General features: G+C 33.3%; 17 protein-coding genes. 1 reads left to right on the top strand and 16 read right to left on the bottom strand.

Features of this window, described 5'->3' with window-relative positions; translation table 11 throughout:
- Positions 1–44 precede the first annotated feature (44 nt).
- Positions 45–1,400, bottom strand: coding sequence for a capsule assembly Wzi family protein (locus MED134_RS01455; RefSeq protein ID WP_021779159.1), 1,356 nt, complete (start codon positions 1,398–1,400; stop codon positions 45–47).
- Positions 1,401–1,446: 46 nt separating this feature from the next.
- On the opposite strand from MED134_RS01455, the gene MED134_RS01450 reads away from it, so the two are divergent.
- A complete protein-coding gene (locus tag MED134_RS01450) occupies positions 1,447–2,169 on the top strand; it encodes a tyrosine-protein phosphatase (RefSeq protein ID WP_021779160.1) in 723 nt (240 codons plus the stop codon).
- Between the two features lie 50 nt (positions 2,170–2,219).
- Here MED134_RS01450 and MED134_RS01445 read toward each other — a convergent pair whose 3' ends face one another.
- Genes MED134_RS01445 through wecB form a run of 15 tightly spaced genes read right to left on the bottom strand, consistent with a single transcriptional unit; the run spans position 2,220 to position 20,851 of the window.
- Complete coding sequence (locus MED134_RS01445; protein ID WP_021779161.1) at positions 2,220–4,622, bottom strand: GumC family protein; 2,403 nt, start codon at positions 4,620–4,622, stop codon at positions 2,220–2,222.
- A 9-nt stretch (positions 4,623–4,631) separates the two neighbouring features.
- Positions 4,632–5,405 (bottom strand): polysaccharide biosynthesis/export family protein, encoded by a 774-nt coding sequence (locus tag MED134_RS01440; RefSeq protein ID WP_021779162.1) that lies wholly within the window; start codon positions 5,403–5,405, stop codon positions 4,632–4,634.
- A gap of 30 nt (positions 5,406–5,435) precedes the next feature.
- Positions 5,436–7,442 carry a polysaccharide biosynthesis protein gene (locus MED134_RS01435; RefSeq protein WP_021779163.1) on the bottom strand — a complete coding sequence of 669 codons (2,007 nt, stop codon included), beginning with the start codon at positions 7,440–7,442 and terminating at the stop codon, positions 5,436–5,438.
- Positions 7,443–7,445: 3 nt separating this feature from the next.
- Positions 7,446–8,591, bottom strand: a complete 1,146-nt coding sequence (locus MED134_RS01430) for a DegT/DnrJ/EryC1/StrS family aminotransferase (protein ID WP_038596812.1) — start codon at positions 8,589–8,591, stop codon at positions 7,446–7,448.
- A 28-nt stretch (positions 8,592–8,619) separates the two neighbouring features.
- A complete protein-coding gene (locus MED134_RS01425; RefSeq protein WP_021779165.1) occupies positions 8,620–9,153 on the bottom strand; it encodes a sugar transferase in 534 nt (177 codons plus the stop codon).
- A complete protein-coding gene (locus tag MED134_RS01420) occupies positions 9,146–9,739 on the bottom strand; it encodes an acetyltransferase (RefSeq protein ID WP_021779166.1) in 594 nt (197 codons plus the stop codon). Before MED134_RS01420 ends, MED134_RS01425 begins: the two co-directional genes overlap by 8 nt.
- On the bottom strand, positions 9,739–10,338 hold the full coding sequence (locus tag MED134_RS01415) for a sugar transferase (RefSeq protein ID WP_021779167.1): 600 nt from the start codon (positions 10,336–10,338) through the stop codon (positions 9,739–9,741). The genes MED134_RS01420 and MED134_RS01415 overlap by 1 nt, the downstream gene beginning before the upstream one ends.
- Positions 10,338–11,576: a glycosyltransferase family 4 protein gene (locus MED134_RS01410; protein WP_021779168.1), complete on the bottom strand. Its 1,239-nt coding sequence runs from the start codon at positions 11,574–11,576 to the stop codon at positions 10,338–10,340. The genes MED134_RS01415 and MED134_RS01410 overlap by 1 nt, the downstream gene beginning before the upstream one ends.
- Positions 11,577–13,451 carry an alginate lyase family protein gene (locus tag MED134_RS01405; protein WP_021779169.1) on the bottom strand — a complete coding sequence of 625 codons (1,875 nt, stop codon included), beginning with the start codon at positions 13,449–13,451 and terminating at the stop codon, positions 11,577–11,579.
- Entirely contained in the window at positions 13,441–15,561 is a 2,121-nt protein-coding gene (locus MED134_RS01400; RefSeq protein ID WP_021779170.1) for a bi-domain-containing oxidoreductase, read from the bottom strand. Before MED134_RS01400 ends, MED134_RS01405 begins: the two co-directional genes overlap by 11 nt.
- 4 nt (positions 15,562–15,565) lie before the next feature.
- Positions 15,566–16,081, bottom strand: a complete 516-nt coding sequence (locus MED134_RS01395; RefSeq protein ID WP_021779171.1) for an acyltransferase — start codon at positions 16,079–16,081, stop codon at positions 15,566–15,568.
- Positions 16,078–17,352 carry an O-antigen ligase family protein gene (locus tag MED134_RS01390; protein ID WP_021779172.1) on the bottom strand — a complete coding sequence of 425 codons (1,275 nt, stop codon included), beginning with the start codon at positions 17,350–17,352 and terminating at the stop codon, positions 16,078–16,080. Before MED134_RS01390 ends, MED134_RS01395 begins: the two co-directional genes overlap by 4 nt.
- Positions 17,349–18,518 carry a hypothetical protein gene (locus MED134_RS01385; RefSeq protein ID WP_021779173.1) on the bottom strand — a complete coding sequence of 390 codons (1,170 nt, stop codon included), beginning with the start codon at positions 18,516–18,518 and terminating at the stop codon, positions 17,349–17,351. The genes MED134_RS01390 and MED134_RS01385 overlap by 4 nt, the downstream gene beginning before the upstream one ends.
- A 6-nt stretch (positions 18,519–18,524) precedes the next feature.
- Positions 18,525–19,736, bottom strand: a complete 1,212-nt coding sequence (gene wecC / locus MED134_RS01380) for a UDP-N-acetyl-D-mannosamine dehydrogenase (protein WP_021779174.1) — start codon at positions 19,734–19,736, stop codon at positions 18,525–18,527.
- Positions 19,733–20,851, bottom strand: coding sequence for a non-hydrolyzing UDP-N-acetylglucosamine 2-epimerase (wecB, locus tag MED134_RS01375; RefSeq protein WP_021779175.1), 1,119 nt, complete (start codon positions 20,849–20,851; stop codon positions 19,733–19,735). The genes wecC and wecB overlap by 4 nt, the downstream gene beginning before the upstream one ends.
- Between the last annotated feature and the right edge of the window lie 2 nt (positions 20,852–20,853).

Raw genomic sequence — 20,853 nt, 5'->3', positions numbered from 1 at the left:
ATAAGATTATTTTTATGAGCGTATTTTGATTAATAGAAGTACTATCAATCAAATGAAAAATTATAACCAAGCCCTACGGCATAGGTATTCTCAAAGTTATTTATAAAATCTGCCCCTCCATATAGAGTAAATGAGCCGAACTCCTTTGTTGGTAGGGTAAGTTCTCCAGATGTATAGACTAAACGCTGTCTTGGATAAATAGGTGCAGCATATGTACCTAAGCTTTCTTGATAAGTCCCTTTTACCTTATAATTAACCTTATAGATAGTACCAGACATTTCCAAGTGGTGAGCAATAACTCTATTACTTGCTGGAGTTGTAGTATTACCATATGGATTAATTAAAGGTAATCCCAATATAACCCCATTATACGTCCAGCCAGAGCTATATATACTATTTATAAAATAATTATCTCCTCCACTCTGTTGATTAAGCCCCTCGGTTGCTGTGGGCCTACCACTCTGTGATATGGTTTGGATATATTCGTACGTAAAATTTTCTATAAAAGATGAAGCTTTCGGAAATATACTTACGCCCCACACACCATCTGGAAAATTATTAAGTTCACGACCAGATCGATCTTCAAATAATGTATGGTGATACAGCTTAAAGTTTATGTTTTTATATGTGCCTAGATATACTAACTCATAAGTCCCTAGGTGATTTCCTAGGGCATTAATAGCTTCATTATCATTATCAATATCCCCTCCATTGGCTCCTGTAAATGTTCTGATAAATGCATTAAAATCACTGGGTAATTTTGTGCCATCACTCTGCGTACCCGCCCATTGTACATAATGTCGCAAAGAAACGTGTAATGATGACCTATCCTGAATACGCCAATTTAATCCAAGTTTCTTATAATGCAATCTTGCATTATAAACCGAACGATCATCGTTAAATTGATAATGAGCTATCTCCGCATTAAATGAAATATTTTTAAAAAGCTTTATAGGTTTGTTATTTGAAAGAAATAAACCAGGAAGCGCGCGCGCATTTCCAGTAAAAAGAATGTTATTATTAATAACAGAATTTGATAATTCTGACTCTGGTAAACTTTTAGAACCTACTATTACCCTAATTAAGCTATTCTCATACTCTAGAAAGAGATCACTTCTTCTAATACTATTCTCAAATCCATCAGTAAAGTATCCCCCTACTCCAAGACTAAGCTTATATTTTTCTGCGAGTTTGTATTCTGCTTTCGCGAAAGCGGAAACGCCATAATCACTATTCTCACTAAGTAAACCTTGGGTATTAGTATGTAACCAGAATGGTAATCTATCTGAGTACAAAAAACTACGAGCACCAAAAGTCGCTTCAAAATCTAAGTTATTTTGGGCAAAAAGCGATAAATTTAAAAAAGAAATTAGAATGATTATAATCGTGCTTCTTATCATAATATGAAGGTACGAGTTTCTAAAATAATTAAGGTATTTTTACACTATGTTTGGACTATTTAATAATAAAATATCGTTTCTTGAGATCTGGTCTGGAACTCCTGAAATGCATTGTCACGTTTTACCTGGGATAGATGATGGTGCAAAGACTCCCGATCAAAGTGAGGAGCTTTTGAAAAAATATTCAGCTTTAGGTTGTACAAAAATTATAGCGACACCGCATACTATGGCGGGTATTTATGATAATACGCCAGAGATTATTAAAAGTGCATATGAAAGTATAAGTGACAAACAGGACATAGCTTTGAGTTATTCTTCTGAGTATATGCTGGACGAAAATTTTAGTCAACTTCTAGAAGAGGGTAATATTATACCTCTTTATGACAAGTATGTTCTTGTAGAAATGTCTTTTTTCCAACCTCCAGAAAACCTTTTTGAAATTATTTACAAAATTGGTACTTTAGGTTATATACCTGTTATGGCGCATCCTGAACGTTATGCCTACTATCATAAACGTTTTGATATTTATAAAGAGTTTAAACAAAAGGGTTGTTTGTTACAACTTAACGCCTTATCACTTACACCACATTATGGGGAGGGTGTACAAAAAATTGCCTTCAAATTACTTTCTGAAAACTTGTATGACTATATTGGTACAGATACCCATCGCATAGATCATTTAGAGAAAGTAGAGAGCTTTAAAATTCCAAAGAAGTATCGAGAAAATTTACAGACCATATGTGATTTTACTAGAAATGAAATATTATAAAAATAGCCTCTCAGAATTGAGAGGCTATTTTTATAATAAACTAGTAGTAATTAAGATAAACCTAATCTATCTTTTAGTCTTTTAAATAAAGATTTTTTAGTCTGACCATAGCCGTAACCATAACCATATTTACTACCATAACCGAAATTATTGATTTTAATACCATTTATTGCAAATGCAATATTTTTAAGCTTACCGTCTCTGTAAAGCTCTTTTGGATACTCTAATAATTTTTTCTCTGTATAATCTGCTCTACTTACATATACTGTCATATCTGCATTTTGACTTATAAGTAATGTATCGGTTACAAGTAATGTTGGAGCTGTATCTACCACTACATAGTCATAGTCATCCTTAACCTCACTGATTAAAGTTTCAAAGCGTCCATTCATAAGAAGTTCTGCCGGGTTAGGCGGTATTCTACCTGATAAGATTAAATCTAGCTTATCACTTTGATTTTTCACCTCAAAGGTTATGGAATCTACATCTACTGTATCATCAAAAAGATATTCTGATAATCCAATAGTCCATATATTTTTGTCTATATATCGGTGAAGTTGCGGATTTCTTATATCCGCTCCCACTAAAAGAACCTTTTTCCCTGTTGTAGCTAATGATAATGCAAGATTGTAAGCAACAAATGTTTTACCTTCTCCCTTAATAGTAGACGTAACAAAAATAGTATTACCATTAACACTAGATGAACTCTTTATAAAATAACCTAAGTTTGTTCTTAAAATTCTAAACGCTTCTGCAAGTACTGATCTATCATTGCTTGTAATTGTTTCACTCTCCTTACTATCTATAGTAGGTACCTCCCCTAAAATTGCAAGTTCTGGGAGTGCCTTCTCAATATCAAGTCGGTTATGGATTTTAGTATCTAATAGTGTTTTTACATACACTATACCGAAGGGAATTAATAAACCTAAAACCAAAGCACCTAAGTAAACAATTTTAGGTTTAGGAGATATAGGCTGCCTTAAACTATATGCTCTATCAACAATTTTTGCCTTTGGTGTTGTTACGGCTAGAGAAATTGCAGTTTCTTCCCTTTTTTGAAGCAAATATAAATATAAGGCCTCCTTAATCTCTTGCTGTCTCATTATATCTCTAGCAGCTTTAGTGAGACTTGGTATAGCAGCAATTTTACCACCTATAGAACCAGTTTGTCTTCTTAAGTCTCTATCTTCTATTTCTAAAGAAGTCTTAACGTTGTCTAAACTAGAAGTTATACTCGATCGTAACTGTTTTAATTGATTATCTAAGGTAATTATAACAGGGTTTGCAGATGTGGAGCTTTTTAATAGACGTTCCTTTTCTAAAACCAAATTATTATATTCTTGTATTGATTTGGCAAGACCATCACCAGACAGTCCTAAGTTTACCGGTAACAACTCGTTGTCAGAACCATTTTGCAAAAGTTCATTCATAGCGCTAGCTAGACCAATTTTTGTTGAAACCTCTAATAGTTTACGCTCAAGTTCTGTCTTACTTTGCAAAAACAATTGTCCTTCAGTAGCGATGTCAGTGACATTTTTATCTTCTCTAAAGTTTACGTTTTTTGTCTCTACAGAATCTAATTCGCTCGTAATGATTTCTAATCTTCTATCAATAAATTTAGCAGTATTGGCCGATACTAGATTACGATCCTGTATAGCATCATTATTATATACATCTATGAGCGTATTCAGTATAGCCTCGGACTTATTTGGTGCAGAAGAATTAAAAGATATTTTTAGAACACTACTATTTTTATTGGCAGCTTGAATATTAAGATTATTTTTTAAATCTATTACTGCTTGTGAAACACTAGATATACTCACGAGTGTAAAGTCATTAAATTCGTCCTTATCACTTCTTCTTGAAGGATTATTTGCTGAATTAATAACTAGTTCTCCGAAATCCAAATTTAATATATCACCAAAATTATAAGTACTCTCTTGAGCATCTTGAGCATCTTGAGCATCTTTAATTACAAACTCTTTATCTGAAATTGGCTTTATATAAAGAGATTTAAGAAGGTATGGAGATGACTCTTTTAAAGAAACCACAGTTACTGTGAAAGGTGTTTCCAAAAAGACCTCTGAAGATTTGACATTACCTTCCCTATAGTACTTAACGTTTAAATTTAAATTTCTAACAACCTCAGATATGAGCCGTTTAGATTTTAGTATTTCTATTTCATTTTCAAAATCTGACTTACTAAGTCCTGCTCCTCCAAGTCCTAAATCTTCAAATGCAGCGAGCTCTGAGAGAGCCCCATTATTAGTGTCTTTTATTAAAATAGTTGCCTCACTCTGGTATACATAGGTGCTATATCGTATGTAAAGAAATGCTAACGATAAAAAAACTAATGCCGATAAAATAAACCAAGGTAAAAAACGGACATAAGGTGCAATTAATTCTTTGAGATTAAAATCTTCCTCTTTTATAGATGTTTTAAGTTCTGACATTATGTTGTATTATCGAGTAAGAATAGTAAGTACAGATATAATAATACCCGCAATTGAAATAAAAATAGTTGAGTTACGATTAAATGCACCACTCTGAACTTGAGCTTTATTTGGCGATACAATTACCACATCATTCTGTTGCAAGTAATAAAAGGGTGAATTAACCACATCAATGCTTGTGAAGTCAAGTTCTCCATAACTTTTTACTCCATTTTCTTCTCTTATGATTTTTACAGTTTTACGTTCACCGAATATGGTCATATCCCCTGCAAGACCTAATGCTTCGAGAACTGTTATCCTTTCATTAGGAATTGTGAACGTTCCTGGACGCTGCACTTCTCCTAAAACTGAAATAGAAAAATTTAGAATACGAATATCTACAACGGCCTCTTTTGCATATTTATTAATCTCACCTTTAAGTAAAGCTATAGCTTCCACCCTAGTTTTATTAGCTATTTGTAGCGTTCCAATAAAAGGAAATTCTATATTTCCATTAGAATCGACTAAATAGGTGCCGAGGCGATCATTTGTTGTTCGCAATGCATTTGCTGCTCCTGCAACCGGATTGAAAATAGCAACAGATTCTGGATCTTGAGACGAAACTGTAATGGATAACAAATCATCAGGTCTTATTATCGTATTATAATTAGTGTTATCCGTTTGATTATTTAAGGCTTCTATATCCTGAAAATATAAAACCTCTTTTTTTGAAATACACGAAGTACATACTAAACTGAATAAAAGAACAAGAGCAGTAATTCTGCTCAAAAATTTGATTGACATACTTATAAATTTGACTGCAAAAATACTATACTATCCCTCTTTAGACAATTGTTTTTCTGTCTTTATAAAAGAAGTATCATTATGAACCTCAATATCTAAAATTTCGTATTCTGAATTTTTACTTTTAAATTCAGGAACTAAAGATTTCAACTTTGAAACACTTATAGCATTATTATTTTTTATGGCTGCCTTAACAATTTTATTTATGGTTGTGCTTATGTCATCAAAATTGCTGGTAGAATCTTGGCTAATCATAATTTTTTCGTGATGAGTAGGCAATGTTTTGCTTTCATCACTTAACAATTCTTCATATAATTTTTCTCCAGGCCTAAGCCCTGTTATTTTAATCTCTATATCTTCATTAACCGTATGTCCAGAGAGTTTTATCATTTTTTCGGCGAGATCCATTATTCTAACTGGTTCTCCCATATCGAAAATAAAAATCTCTCCACCTTCTCCCATTGTTCCAGCTTCTAAAACTAGTTGACAGGCTTCTGGAATAGTCATAAAGTAACGAATAATGTCGGGGTGGGTAATCGTAACGGGGCCACCACTTTCAATTTGCTTTTTAAATAATGGTACAACAGATCCATTAGATCCTAATACATTACCAAACCTAGTTGTTATAAACTTAGTGTACCTCTTTTTTCCTTTATCTTGTAAATCAAAAAATTTGGACTGTACATACATTTCGGCAGCTCTTTTTGTTGCTCCCATCACGTTAGTTGGATTTACAGCCTTATCTGTACTAACCATCACAAAATGGCTTACTTTATGCTTAGCTGCAATGTCTGCAAGATTTTTTGTGCCATAAACATTTGTAAGTATAGCTTCAGAAGGGTTGTTCTCCATTAAAGGCACGTGCTTATATGCTGCAGCGTGATAAATAATATCTATCTTAAATGAATCAAAAAGAATTCTTAACCTATTTCTATTGGCTACATCACATATAACAAACTCAAAATCGACATCAGGAAAGGAATTTTGCAATTCTAAACTAAGTGAATGCAAAGGAGTTTCTGCCTGGTCTAGTACAATAAGCCTTTTGGGATTATAGGAAGCCACTTGCCTTGCTATTTCACTACCTATTGATCCTGCTCCTCCAGTTACAAGAATAGTCTTCCCTTTTATCTTACCCGACTTTACATTATCATTTAATTCTATTGGGTCTCTATTCAATAGATCTTCAATTTGAAGACTTTTTAATTGATCTGTAACTGTCGTCGTCTCACTCCAATTTATAACCAAAGGTGAATTAAATACTTTAATATCGTGTTCTAAACACTCTTTAACAATAGAAAATCGTTCTTCGGCAGTCATAGAATTACCTGCAAAGACAATTGCTTCTGCTTTGAGCTTTTCTACTAAATGCTGAATGCTTTTATCAAGCTCTAGTACAGGTTTGTCAAGAATTCTTAAACTCTTATTCTGTCTTTTTGAAATAAACCCCTTGATTATAAAACGCTGTGGATGCTCAATATCTAATGCTGCAGCTACAGATATAGCACCATCGTCTACTCCTATAATTACGGCATTTATTATTTCTTCATTTTTTTGAGCAACTTTAAAACGCTCGTATAATTGCTTTACTGCAAGTCTAAAACTAAATAAGGCTGTAAAAGAAATAAATGAAAAAAGTATAAGCCCAGTATTTATAAAAATCTTTAAACTATAGAACTCTTGTAATACCAGATTAAGCACCATTAATAAAGAAAATGTTGCTATAGTCGCAAACATAAGCTTCATAGCATCCATAAAAGAGGAATGCCTTATAAGACCTGCATATGTTTTAAAAATCAATAAAAATATAAAATTTACACCTATTACAAGGCTTAACTGCTGGCCATTTGTTATTACATCGAGCGGTTGTATATGTAAATCTAATAGTAAAAAATAGGTGATAAGTGTTGATATTAGTATCAACAATGTATCAATAAATAATACCATCCACCTTGGAAGATAGCGTACATTACGAATATCTAATTTATTTTCATCAGAAAACAAATTAGATATGGCCGCTTTTAATCTAGTTAACATTTATTAAGCGCTTTTGAATAATTCAAATATAACTTTTTGAATTCGTTCTCTATCATCATTTGTTAAGTTTGAGCCAGAAGGAAGGCATAATCCAGTTTCAAATAGTTCTTCGGCTATACCTGACCCATAATAAGGAGCATCTTTAAAAATAGGTTGCAGGTGCATTGGTTTCCATAATGGTCTTGACTCGATATTCGCTTTCGCGAAAGCGTGACGTAAGTCCTCTCTACTTATTCCGTTTGTTTTAGCTGTATCAATTAATATGGCACTTAACCAGTGATTGCTATGAAAGTCTTCTGATGGTTCTTGAAAAACAGTAATACCATCAATACTCTTAAAAGTTTTAATGTAAAAAGAATTCATAGCTCTACGCAGACCTATATGCTTATCGAGCACTTCCATTTGACCTCTTCCAATTCCTGCTGAAATATTACTTAATCTGTAATTGTACCCTATGGTTGTGTGCTCATAGTGAGGCGCATCATCACGTGCTTGCGTAGCAAGAAAAACAGTTTGTTTTTTGTCTTCTTGAGAATGACAAACCATTGCCCCACCACCACTTGTAGTGATAATCTTATTGCCGTTAAATGAAAGTATACCAAAACGACCAAATGTACCGCACTTCTGGCCTTTGTAGGTAGAACCCAGAGCCTCTGCACTATCTTCTACAACAGGTATATCAAATTTACTAGCAACCTTGTTTATTAAGTCTACCTGATAAGGCATACCATATAAATGTACTGCAATGATTGCTTTGGGCTTTTTTCCTTGCTTTATTCTATCTTTTATGGCTTCTTCTAGATAAATAGGGCACATATTCCAGGTTGTAGACTCACTGTCTACAAGTACAGGCTTTGCTCCCAGATATTTTATAGGATTAATACTACCACAAAAGGTAAATGACTGGCAAATAACCTCATCACCAGCCTCTACACCACATTGTACTAATGCAAGGTGAATTGCTGCAGTTCCTGAGCTTAAGGCAGCAACGTGAGTATCCTGACCCTGATATAATTGCAGGTCATTTTCAAAACCATTAACATTAGGTCCAAGTGGAGCAACCCAGTTAGTATCAAAGGCTTCTGTTACGAAGTTACGCTCTGTACCTCCCATATGTGGCGATGAAAGCCAGATTTTTTGTTGAGACATATAATTATTTTGTATTTGCAAATATAGTTCAGAAAAACAGAGATTTAATCGTTAAAACAATGATATTTATATCATACCAAAAACTTCGTTTTTCAAGATAATCTAGATTCATCTTAACTTTATCTGGAAAAATAATTTCAGTATTAAATTTACTAGGATTTACTTGCCGTGCTAAGAGAGCCTCTTCATTGCGATATTTAATAGCTGCTAAGCTAGTAAGACCAGGCTTTAACAAAAGAACCCCCCTATCCTTACCTATGAGCTTGTCATAATATCCAGGTATATCTGGTCTTGGACCTACAAAAGACATATCTCCTTTTAAGATATTAAAGAGCTGAGGAAGTTCATCAATTTTATATTTCCTAAGAAATTTTCCTAAAGAGGTTACACGTCCATCTTTCATCGTTTTTATTTTATAAATAGTAAAGTATTTTCCAAACCTACCTACACGAGTTTGTTTAAAAATAGAAACGTAAGGAGTAATTAAAATAATCACCCAAAGAGGAATCAAAAGAACAATTAAAACTAGTGATATAATAAAATCAAATAGTATTTTAGTCAATTGCTAAAGTTTTTATTATTCTAGCGGGATTCCCCACTACCACAGTAAAATCGGGAATATCCCTTATAACTACTGCACCGGCCCCCACTACAGACCATTTACCTATTGTAATACCTGGTATAACAGATGCTCCTGCTCCAATATGAGCCCCAACTCCTACATTAACACCACCACTCAAAGTAGCATTAGGTGAAATGTGTGCGTAGTCATTAATTATACAATCGTGCTCAATAACCGATGCTGAGTTTATTATGCAGTGTTCACCTATGAAGTTACACTCATTAATAACAACACCCGGCATAATAACCGTACCGCTTCCGATGTCATTTTCAACAGAGACAATCGCGCTTTTATGAATTAATGCATTATGCCATTTGTGAGTATGTGATTCGGCTATTTTCTTTCTAATATTATTATTACCTATTCCGATGATTATTTCATCAGATGTACCTAATTCGCGTACTGGCACATTCAAAAATGATTCTTTTTCATAATTATCATCTATAAATCCGTCGACTATAATATTTAAACTATCTGCTATAGCTTTTATAGCCTTACCGTGACCACTAGCTCCGTATATTACCATTAACCCTCAAATTTTTTAGTTGTAACTTCTCCCTCGGCAGTAATTCCCTCAGATTTAAATACCTTCATCACAGTCATAAACAAAATCTTAATGTCCAGTAGCATATTTTGATTACTTACATACCAAACGTCATAATCAAATTTTTTCTCCCAACTTATTGCGTTGCGTCCATTTACTTGTGCCCACCCTGTTATACCTGGTTTCACCTTTAATCGTTTTGTTTGATGACTGTTATAGAGCTTTAAATATTCAACTAATAACGGCCTAGGTCCTACAAAACTCATATCGCCTTTTATCACATTAAAAAGTTGCGGCAACTCATCTAAAGAGGTTTTTCTTACTATCTGACCTATTTTTGTAATACGTTCTTTATCACTTAGTAATTCCCCATTCTCGTTTTTCTTATCATTCATTGTTTTGAATTTAAAGATTTTGAAAATTTTTCCATTTTTGCCTGGTCTCATTTGCGTAAAAAATGGATTTCCAGAATTTACAACTATTAAAAGAATGCAAACTATAAGAAAAACAGGGAGAAATAAAATAAAGACGATACTTGCAGTAAGTACATCGGCTACTGGTTTAATCACAAGTCTATACATCACTTTACAATTAATTTCATATGATTGAGGTACTTCTGTGCTAGTACTGACCTGTCAAAATGCAATAAAGCATACTCATAACCATTTTCTCCCATTTCTGTCAATCTTAAAGGATTATTCATAATATCCTTAATACCATCTGCAATTGCTAAACCATTTTCTGGTTCAACATAAATACCACATTCTGCTTGCTCTACAAGCTCTCTACTCACACCATCTATAGCGAGTAGCGTTGGTATTTTACAAGACATATAATCAAATGTCTTATTAGAATATATTGTTTTAAAAGTATCGACTTTCTTTAAAACGGATGCGCCCATATCAGAAGATAAAATGTATTTAAACACTTCAGCCTTTGCTATAGGATCTCTAAAAATAACATTATCTAGATTGCGCTTTAGCTTCTCGGTCATTAACATTTCTTTTTCCATTCCTGAACCTATAAGCTGGAAAATAACATTAGTATTTTTTAAATACTCTGCCGCATCGAGAAGCTGGATCAAATGATTTGCAACGCCGTGTGCTCCTACATACGTTATGACGAATTTGTCGCTAAGCCCAATATCATTTTTAAATTTTTTATAATCAAAATCCTTTCTCACCTCATTTGCTAGAGTAAAATCGGCAGCATTAGGAATAAGAATAACCTTTTCCTTCGGAACCCCCTTTTCTATTAATTTTGTTTTGAAAGCTGGTGTTAACACATTTATTAATTTTGCTTTTTTGTACATCAACCCTTCAAACCAATAAGCAAATTTTATTATAACCTTGTTCTTTAAAACTCCGGTATCTATTGCGCTCTCTGGCCATAAATCACGAACTTCAAAAACAAAAGGAACACCTTTTAATAGAGATAGCGCATATGCTGTGATCCCAACAAATAATGGCGGAGAAGTCACCAAAATAATATCAAATTTTCTATTTACTTTAAAAATACCTGCATATATACTACTAAATACAAATGAAAAATAGGCCCAAAGTCGACCTATAAAACTAGCATTATAACTTTCTGAAACGTGACATCTCACTACATCCACGTTGTTATAAAATTGTGAGTCTTTAAAAGTAAACTTCCCTTTATAACGAGGCATTTTCTTTCCTGTATTATAATGTACCATTCCCGAGAGCACGGTTATTTCGTGCCCTTGAGCAGCCCAAGATTTTGACATCTCATTAAACCTAGAACCACCTCCGTCATTTTTTTCTAAAAAATATTGGTGTATGAGTAAAATACGCATTTAAGTATGTATTATAATTTGTGTGTGAATTAAATTGGTCGGTGTTGAAAAACTAATGGATAACGATTTTTCTTTAAGTCCATAATAGCCCGAATACCAATTGCTTTCTACCTTAGGCAGTAACTCATTACCATTATTATCTTTAGCAATAAAAGATATTTTATCCTTAAACCTCGGGTTGATATGCCAGTGTTGAGACATTATGGAATCTTTGTTTTTATTTGTTGTATCAATCACATTCCAGCTTAATGTATTGGGTGATTTTTCTACAACTCGGCTGTGAGTTATACCTCCTAAATGTCTATAAGCATTTATAGACCCTCTAAATATATAATTTTGATCCTTCTTAAGTGTCGCTTGAGCTTCCTTAATCCATTTAAACCATATAAAACGTCCTCCTTTAAGCATTTGATCTTTATGATCTATACTTACCGTGTTATGCCCTGCCGTACCTGTAAAGTGCTTTATAAGATTTAAATCAGTATTATATTTATAACTCCCACTGTCCCAAAGGTAATTCTCACCATTTACCCATAGGTCCAGATGTAAATTATCTGCTTGAGCAGGTCTATCGTTATAAGCACCACAACGTATGAACGTTTTTACATCGGGTTCATTAATTATATAATATCCTCCAATGTCAAAACTACTTATAGCCATTTGGTTTCTCTCTACAATACTCGCATTTTTAAGTCCATACCACTCAAAACTCTCAGATTTTACAACTGCAGTGCCTTGTAGAGACATACGTAAATCATCAAGTTGGCTTGTATAATTACGATAATCTAAATCTGTTAACTTAAAGAACAATGCGCCGTCATTACTACCATAATTAGGCAAAGTGCCAGAACTTTTGTCTAAACAAGCATCTAAAAAGTCTAAAGACTTTTGCGCTTTAACATATACAAATTGAGAAAATCTCTCATTGTTTAAATCTGCAAGTCTTATTCCCCAAGTGAGTAATTGTATAACTACCCTATGATAATTCATAGAATACTGTAAAAAAGTACCGTCATCATAAATTTGATAATCTACTTCTTGTTCAAACCATTGTTTGCCTTTTTTACTCCACGCTTTTGTTTCGGGAATAAAAGGAAATAATAAGTGAGAAAGATAGAGTGTTAAAGTTTCCGTTATAGCGTGATTATTTCTAACCGCGATTCTTGAAAAATTAATGTTATGGTATACGTGATGAAGTTGCCAGTAAATCGCATTCATTACTTTACTAAATAACTCTTCTGTAAGGTGTTCACTATGTTTATAATAGTGTAGAGCAAAAGACCAGTTAAGTATACGTAAGCTTATCTCTTGACTACACTTATATTGTGGGCCTAAGTTTATATGGTTCTTATCTATAAAATCTTCTATTTCACTTAGAACATAAGCCGCTTGATCAGATTCAAAATGATAATCATATCTTATGATATCATATAAAAATGAGAATCGAGCTTTTTCCCAAACAAATTTTATATCACCAGCTTCTGTAGATAAATCTGGTATCTGAGACCAATGTTTTGTAGCATCATAAATAAATCCAGAATCTGGATTCTTAAACCATTGATTATCTACTTCTAATTGAATTTTCCGATTACTAAAAAAAGTGATGATATTTTTTTTGCTTTCGCGAAAGCGTGATTCTAATATCTCAGTTGGTTCTTTTTCTAGCTGTAAATCATACTTTGAGTCAAAAAAGAATGAGATATTTTTTTCTACCCACTCCTTTTTAGAAATAAATTTTTTAGCCTTTGGTGCACTTGGGAATTTCTTTTTGAAAATCCCAGTTTTCACCTGGAAAGTATGCCATACTCTAAAAAGAATATAGCGGAAACCCATATTCTTTATAAAATCAAAAATAAGACTAGGTTTATTTAACATCTATCCACTTCCCTTCTTTAAGACTTTCTATAGCAGCAAATGAAGCCATTGTGGTATTTACTAGTGAGTCCATTGGTATTAATGCTTCCCCACCTTCATTTACGTGTTTTACAAATAATGAGAATTGATTTTTATGTCCTTTATCCATTTTAGACTTCATACCTTTAAAATTCTTGAAGCCATACGCTTTTAATTTACGCCAGTTATCAAGGGTAAGTGTACGTTCTTGACTATACACTTCTACACGCTCTTTTGAATAGCTCTTACTTCCATTTGCAAAATAATTTACTACCCCATTTGAGCCATTCTCATACTTTAATAAAAGTGTAGCATTATCTGTATTTTCTTCAGGATTTATACCCATCGCAGTCATACAAACACTTTTAACCTTACTACCTGTTAAAAATGATATTAAATCAATAAAATGACAAGCTTCTCCTATAATACGCCCGCCACCTATTTTGAGATCGTGTATCCATACATTAGAGGGTATCATACCAGCATTCATAGTAGCTACAATATTTACTGGGGTGTCACCTCCCCCTAGCACTTCTTTCATTTTTATAGCAAAAGGAGAGAATCTTCTATTAAAACCTACCGTAACAGAGTTATTAGTCTTGTTATAAGCACCTATTATTTTATCTAGCTCTACCTGGTTAAGTGCTAATGGTTTTTCTACAAACACATTTTTACTTGCCTCAAGTGCCTCCACAACCATAGACGCGTGTAAATTATGTCTGGTGGTTATCATTACAGTGTTAATGTCGTTTTCTTTTAATACTTCACTATAATCTGTAGCACTTTTTGCAATGCCAAACTTCTTTGCAAGTGTAGTTCCGGAAAGACCACCAGAGCTTACAATCTGCTGTAAATTTGCATCGATTCCCTTCATCGCAGGGAGCATTGTCATTTTTGTAAAATTACCTGCTCCTACAATAGCGATACCGTTTGTAGAGCCACTTTTTGAATTTGTATCAAAAGTTATTGTATTACTGTACACGGCTTCATTTCCATAATTTAATATGGAAGCGATAGACTTTGAGCTTCCTATCTCACCATAAATATCCTTGTAATTCTCAAGATCTATGACCTCGGTAATCATAGGGTCTACTTCTATATATTGTTTTGAAATAGCATTGAGCATTGTTTCAAAATTGCGTTGCTCTGTCCACCTAACAAATGGAAGTGGATAATCTTGCCCTCTGTTTTCATAATTTTCATCATATCTACCTGGGCCATAAGAACAAGATACTTGAAAAGTTAGTTCTTTCTCATAAAATTCTGCACGACTTAAATCTAGACCGATAACCCCTACTAACACTATGCGACCTCGTTTACGAGACATTTGAGCTGCTTGTGAGATTACCTCATTACTTTTTGTAGAAGCTGTGATAATTACACCATCTGCTCCTACATCACCCGTTAGACTCATTACAGTTTTTACAGGATCATCTCCTTTTGCAGGATTAATAGTAGTGATGCCCCACTGATGAGCTAGATCTAACTTAGATTGATCAAAGTCAATTCCTATAACATTACATCCATTTGCTTTAAGTAGTTGTGCTGTAAGGAGGCCTATAAGACCTAAGCCAGTTACAACAACGGTCTCTCCAAGTGTTGGATTTAAAAGTCTCAAGCCTTGTAAACCTATACTACCTATTACTGTAAAACAAGCTTGTTCATCTGTTACATTATCAGGTATAAGAGCCACTAGGTTTTTAGGAACCGAAACAAACTCTGCGTGACCTCCATTAGACGCAACACGATCTCCTACACTAAATTCAGATACTCCTTCTCCTACTGCAATTACTTTACCCACGTTGCAATAACCCAGTGGTAAAGGCTCGCCTAGTTTATTAAAAACAGTTTCAACAGTAGGAAGTAAACCGTCTGTTTTAATCTTATCAAGAACCATTTTAACCTTATCCGGCTGCTGTCTTGCCTTTGATATTAAATTAGATTTTCCAAATTCTACAAGCATACGCTCTGTACCTAGAGAAACTAATGATTTTGTAGTTTGTATAAGTACCTGCCCACGTTTTACTTTTGGGGCTGGCAATTCTTCTAAAATTGTTTCTCCTGTTTTAAAGGACTGTATAATTTGTTTCATAATTCTAATCTCTTTCTCTTAAAAATTTCGCTGGCACACCACCAACTACAGTATATGGTTTAACATCCTTTGTTACAACACTTCCAGCTCCGACTACTGCGCCATCGCCTATTGTCACACCAGCTACAATTACACTATTACCACCTATCCAGCAATCTCTACCTATTGTAACTTTTTTAGCCGTGTGACCAGATCCAAAGATATGCTCTCGATTACTGGGGATATTATGATTAGCTGACGAAATCAATGTTCGATATCCAATAAGGGTTCTATCACCAATCTCAACACCACCTGTTGTCGTAATAATTACACCCCACGCTAAATCAACGTTGTTCCCTAAAATAATATTACGCGCAGGATTAATCTTTATACCTGGATAGAAAGTAATATCACGACCTATTTCACATCCTTGAGCACGCATATAATTAGATTTAAAAAAATTAAATACTTTATGCCTAGGTAAACCAAAAATTAACCTTCCTAAGAATTCATAAGTACAAACGAAAAAATTTTTCATCATATTGTCGTTTTTAAACTATTTGAAACATCAATGATTTTTAATTTTCCAAAAGAAAAATAACCTAGTAAAAAACCAAATAGGGCGCTACTATATGGGGCTCTAACTGGAGTATTTACATTAAAGGATACTACTAATAATAGTAAAAAAGAAACAAATAATGCGTAAACTATTTTGTAATTGCCAACATTAATTTTTTTTCTCCAATTAAGCCTATAATCAACAATACTTTTACCTACTAAAAGCATAAACAAAACTAAACTAAATACCCCTCCTCGAACTAATACTTCTAAGTATTGATTATGTGGACTTAATATATTCTCATTATTATAACCTGTACCCAATAATAATGTGAAGTTATTTAGTCTAGAATCAAAAACTCGAGAAATCATCTCGGACCTACCAGCACTGTAATCCCCTCCCTCCTCTAAAGCTCTCAACTTTGTGACTAAGGTTGCATCACCAAAAGTAGAGAGTATATTTTCAAATGATGAAAATAAAAACATTCCTAACAAAAAGAAAATTATAATCAAAACTGGAATGTATTTAAAGTTTTTAGTTAAATAAATCCTGTAAAAAATAGAAACCAAACCAAAGAGAACCATTAGGAAAGATTCCCTGGAACCTATCATTAAAATATTTAAAAGAATCAAAACACTGCAAATACGAGAAATTTTACCATCAAAATATAACGATAAAACAAAAAATATTGATAGAATCGTTGGGTAGTAAACTAACTTTTGGTAAATAGAAAAAAGTCCAAATATGTCATCGGTTCCTCTTTTAGCAAACGATACAACAAAACCCAAAGTTGAAAAAGAATATAATAAGTGTAAAGCAGAAATAATTGCAAGACCCCTGATGCTAAACTTAATCATAGTTTCAAAGTCAAAAAAACTTAATGACCTTCGGGCATAAGATCCAATTGAATAGCTAACCAACAAGGGTAATGTGGAAATTATTAAAAGTGACGGATCACCCTTTCCATTATATATTATTGAAAAAATCAGAAAAACTATTATTTGAACAAATATAAATGGCAATATTAACGTAGATGATCTTAAAATTCCTTTAACAAAAATCTTACTTCTCAGAACAATTAATAAAATACCTACGAATAAAGAAATTGGCAAAGCGAATACATCTGCACCAAAAGCAGCACCTTGATATATTGTTCCGTTAATATTAAAAAAAACAGGTAAAGGAAGAAGGATTATGTAAATCATAATCCATTTATCAAACTTTTGTTTAAATTTTACGTGTTGCAAGGTCATAACTTTACTCTTCTACGATTGTATAATAAATAGAATAGAGACAAAACATATGACAAAGTTATAATACTACTAGCTTCAATTGCATCTATAAGGAAGCTTTTAATAATTAAAAAAAATACAATCGGACACAACCATAAAACCCCTGTTTTCAGAAGTATTATATATTCTTTCCGCGCATTAAAGAAATGTATAAAAAATGTATTTAAAGAAGTAATTATGGAAGCTAACAGTATAATTTTCAAAACACTTATATTATAAGAAGATCCTTCGGTTTTATAAATATCTAAAATCAATGGAAGAACAAAATAGGTTATCAAAGCTTGCAAAAGTGAAATTGCGAGATAAACAGAAAAAATCGATATCCATTTTTTGTCTTTTTTATCGTTATTTTGAGATAGATAAGGAATTACAATTCCACCAAATACTAACGGCAGAAAGACTAAAACAGAAAAGAGTTGATAACCCAACGAAAAAATTGCTTTCTCACCATCTCCGACCACAGACTGTATGATGAGTTTAAATCCTAAAAGAGTGGTGGTTGCGAATGAACTTATAAACAAACTGTTTAAAAAAATTTTCTTATAATTTTTAATTTTAACAACAGCAGCTAATTCAAAAACTTTGTTCTTTTTTAAAAAAACCAAAGACGCTATTCCAATTATAAAGTAAGAACTACTAAATAGGATTAAAGTAACATCCAGAGAAATATTATTAAAGACAAGAATAGCCACCGAAAACAACTCAAGCGAAAAAACTGCTAACCAGGTTCTACCTACAAGATTATATTTCTTTTCACCGCTATAGTAAGCACAGCAGAGGGTCAGCAAACCATATCCAAAAATATAGCAAAACATAAATAACAGCTCCTCAATATTTGATGTAATTGAAAAAAATAAACTGACTAAAAATGTAGTTATTAATAAACTTAAGGATAATCCTATTAAACTTGATATATCCGAATTAGAATTATTAGAAATCATTAACTGTGGAGAAATTCCGCCCGTACAAAATGACACAACCAAATTTCCAAATATTAAATACTCTACAAATAATGCGTAAGATTGATTATCATAGAAACGCGCTAAAATCAGTCCAAATAATAATGGAATAGCTCTGGATATTACGTTACCGCCTATATGATAAAGAATTTTTAATAATTTTGCCAAGATTGATTATTTATTAACTCCAGCAAAATCCAAAATCATCTTATCTGAGTCTTTAGGTAATTCTTGGAATTCGTTGTGATTTACGAGATATACTACAATATCAGCTTTCTCAAAAGCATCTTTATAATCTGTTAGTTTGAATACCTTATGCTCATTAATATTTGGTTCTACAATATAGTATTCTTCATCATTTGCATCTTGGAGCACCTTTTGAGCTATATACTTTGCCGGAGACTCTCTTAAGTCGTCAATATTAGGCTTAAAAGCGAGGCCCATTATCGCAATTTTAGGAAGCTTACCGTGATCTAACCTAAACTGAAGCTTTGCATTCTTAACCTGCTCAGCACACCAGAATGACTTATAATTGTTAATTTCTCTTGCTTTCCCAATAATTTGAGATTCCATAGGGAAATCTGCAACTATGAAGTATGGGTCAACCGCTATACAGTGTCCTCCTACCCCACATCCAGGCTGTAATATGTTAACTCTAGGATGCTTATTTGCTAGATTGATAAGTTCCCAAACATTGATATCTGCTTTTGCACAAATAAGAGATAGCTCATTTGCAAACGCTATTTGTACATCTCTTGAAGAATTTTCTACTAGTTTACACATTTCTGCTGTACGAGCATTTGTAGCGTGTAATTCTCCTTTTACGTGTGCTTTATAAAAAGCAAGAGCTTTCTCTGTACTTTTATCATCTACCCCCCCTATAACACGATCATTATAAACTAACTCGTGCATCACATTACCTGGTAGTACTCGTTCTGGACAATATGCAATATGTAATTTGCCCTTAAGTTCTGGTCGCTCAGTATATATGAGATCCATCATTTTTTCTGTAGTGCCTATAGGTGAAGTAGATTCTATAATGTATAAATCACCTTCTTTTAATAACGGGAGTATACCACGAGTAGCAGCCTCTACAAACGAGATATCTGGTTCATTTTTATCCTTAAATGGAGTAGGAACTACTATTAAATAATTATTTGCTTCTACAGCTGTGGTAGATGCTTTTAAAAAGCCATCTTTTACAGCTCCTGCCACAGCTACATCAAGTGCAGGTTCAACAATATGTATCTTACCCTGGTTAATTGTATCAACCACAGATTGATTTATATCTACACCGTGTACGTATACTCCATTTGAGGCTATAAGTGCTGCCGTAGGAAGCCCTATATACCCTAAACCTATCATTACTACTTCTGGTTGTCTCATAATTGTGCTATAAATTGTACTATTTTTTTACAAGCATTACCGTCTCCATATGGGTTATGGAGTTTGCTCATATTCATAAATCTTTCTTCGTTTTCTAAAAGATCAATTGTTTCTTTTACTATAAGTTCCTTATCAGTACCTACTAGAATAACAGTTCCTGCAGCAACAGCCTCTGGTCTCTCTGTGGTATCACGCATTACAAGCACGGGCTTTCCTAAGCTTGGTGCTTCTTCTTGAACACCACCACTATCTGTAATGATTAACTTTGACCTATTCATCATCCAAATAAAATCTTGATAAGCTAATGGATCAATTAAATGAATGTTCGAAACCTCACTTAAAATCCTCTTGACAGGCTCCTGAACCTTTGGGTTAAGGTGCACAGGGTATACAATCTCCATTTGCGGTTTTTTTAAAGCAATTTCTTTTAAAGCTTCACAAATTCTTATAAAACCATCACCGTGATTTTCTCTTCGGTGACCTGTCACCAAAATCATTTCTTTGTCACCTAGTTGTGCTGATAATTTTTTAATGAGTTCACTAGGGTCTTCTTTTACTTTTGAAACGCTATCTACTAGCGCGTCTATAACAGTATTACCTGTAACTAAAATCAAGTTTTCTTGAACATTTTCTAAAAGTAAATTATCCTTAGAAGTTGATGTAGGAGCAAAGTGAAAATCTGCTATTCTTCCTGTGACTTGCCTGTTAATTTCTTCTGGAAAAGGAGACCACTTATTTTGTGTACGTAGGCCTGCCTCAATATGACAAACCTTAGATTGATTATAAAACGCTGCAATACTTGTTGCCATAGTGGTTGAAGTGTCACCGTGCACAAATACATAATCTGGATTAAACGCTTCTAAAACAGGTTTCATTCCTTCGATAATTGCCGCAGTAATAGTGTATAGATTTTGACCAGGCTTCATTAAATTCAAGTCAAAGTCAGGTTGAATTGAAAAAAAGTCTAATACTTGATCTAACATTTCTCTATGCTGTGCCGTAACACAAACTTTAGTTTCAAATATTGATGTTTGTTGTTGAAATTCTTTTACCAATGGAGCCATTTTTATAGCCTCTGGTCTAGTTCCGAAAACAATGAGTATTTTCTTTTTCATAA

Source organism: Dokdonia sp. MED134, assembly GCF_000152925.2.
Classification (GTDB): Bacteria; Bacteroidota; Bacteroidia; order Flavobacteriales; family Flavobacteriaceae; genus Dokdonia.
The sequence above is the reverse complement of the archived record's forward strand: the minus strand, read 5'-3'. Positions and strand labels throughout refer to the sequence as shown.

What these genes read in the sequence shown, in the direction of transcription:
- MED134_RS01455 (WP_021779159.1), bottom strand. Translation starts at nt 1,400, where the DNA reads ATGATAAGAAGCACGATTATAATCATTCTAATTTCTTTTTTAAATTTA.
- MED134_RS01450 (WP_021779160.1), top strand. Translation starts at nt 1,447, where the DNA reads ATGTTTGGACTATTTAATAATAAAATATCGTTTCTTGAGATCTGGTCT.
- MED134_RS01445 (WP_021779161.1), bottom strand. Translation starts at nt 4,622, where the DNA reads ATGTCAGAACTTAAAACATCTATAAAAGAGGAAGATTTTAATCTCAAA.
- MED134_RS01440 (WP_021779162.1), bottom strand. Translation starts at nt 5,405, where the DNA reads ATGTCAATCAAATTTTTGAGCAGAATTACTGCTCTTGTTCTTTTATTC.
- MED134_RS01435 (WP_021779163.1), bottom strand. Translation starts at nt 7,442, where the DNA reads ATGTTAACTAGATTAAAAGCGGCCATATCTAATTTGTTTTCTGATGAA.
- MED134_RS01430 (WP_038596812.1), bottom strand. Translation starts at nt 8,591, where the DNA reads ATGTCTCAACAAAAAATCTGGCTTTCATCGCCACATATGGGAGGTACA.
- MED134_RS01420 (WP_021779166.1), bottom strand. Translation starts at nt 9,739, where the DNA reads ATGGTAATATACGGAGCTAGTGGTCACGGTAAGGCTATAAAAGCTATA.
- MED134_RS01415 (WP_021779167.1), bottom strand. Translation starts at nt 10,338, where the DNA reads ATGTATAGACTTGTGATTAAACCAGTAGCCGATGTACTTACTGCAAGT.
- MED134_RS01410 (WP_021779168.1), bottom strand. Translation starts at nt 11,576, where the DNA reads ATGCGTATTTTACTCATACACCAATATTTTTTAGAAAAAAATGACGGA.
- MED134_RS01405 (WP_021779169.1), bottom strand. Translation starts at nt 13,451, where the DNA reads ATGTTAAATAAACCTAGTCTTATTTTTGATTTTATAAAGAATATGGGT.
- MED134_RS01400 (WP_021779170.1), bottom strand. Translation starts at nt 15,561, where the DNA reads ATGAAACAAATTATACAGTCCTTTAAAACAGGAGAAACAATTTTAGAA.
- MED134_RS01395 (WP_021779171.1), bottom strand. Translation starts at nt 16,081, where the DNA reads ATGATGAAAAATTTTTTCGTTTGTACTTATGAATTCTTAGGAAGGTTA.
- MED134_RS01390 (WP_021779172.1), bottom strand. Translation starts at nt 17,352, where the DNA reads ATGACCTTGCAACACGTAAAATTTAAACAAAAGTTTGATAAATGGATT.
- wecC (WP_021779174.1), bottom strand. Translation starts at nt 19,736, where the DNA reads ATGAGACAACCAGAAGTAGTAATGATAGGTTTAGGGTATATAGGGCTT.
- wecB (WP_021779175.1), bottom strand. Translation starts at nt 20,851, where the DNA reads ATGAAAAAGAAAATACTCATTGTTTTCGGAACTAGACCAGAGGCTATA.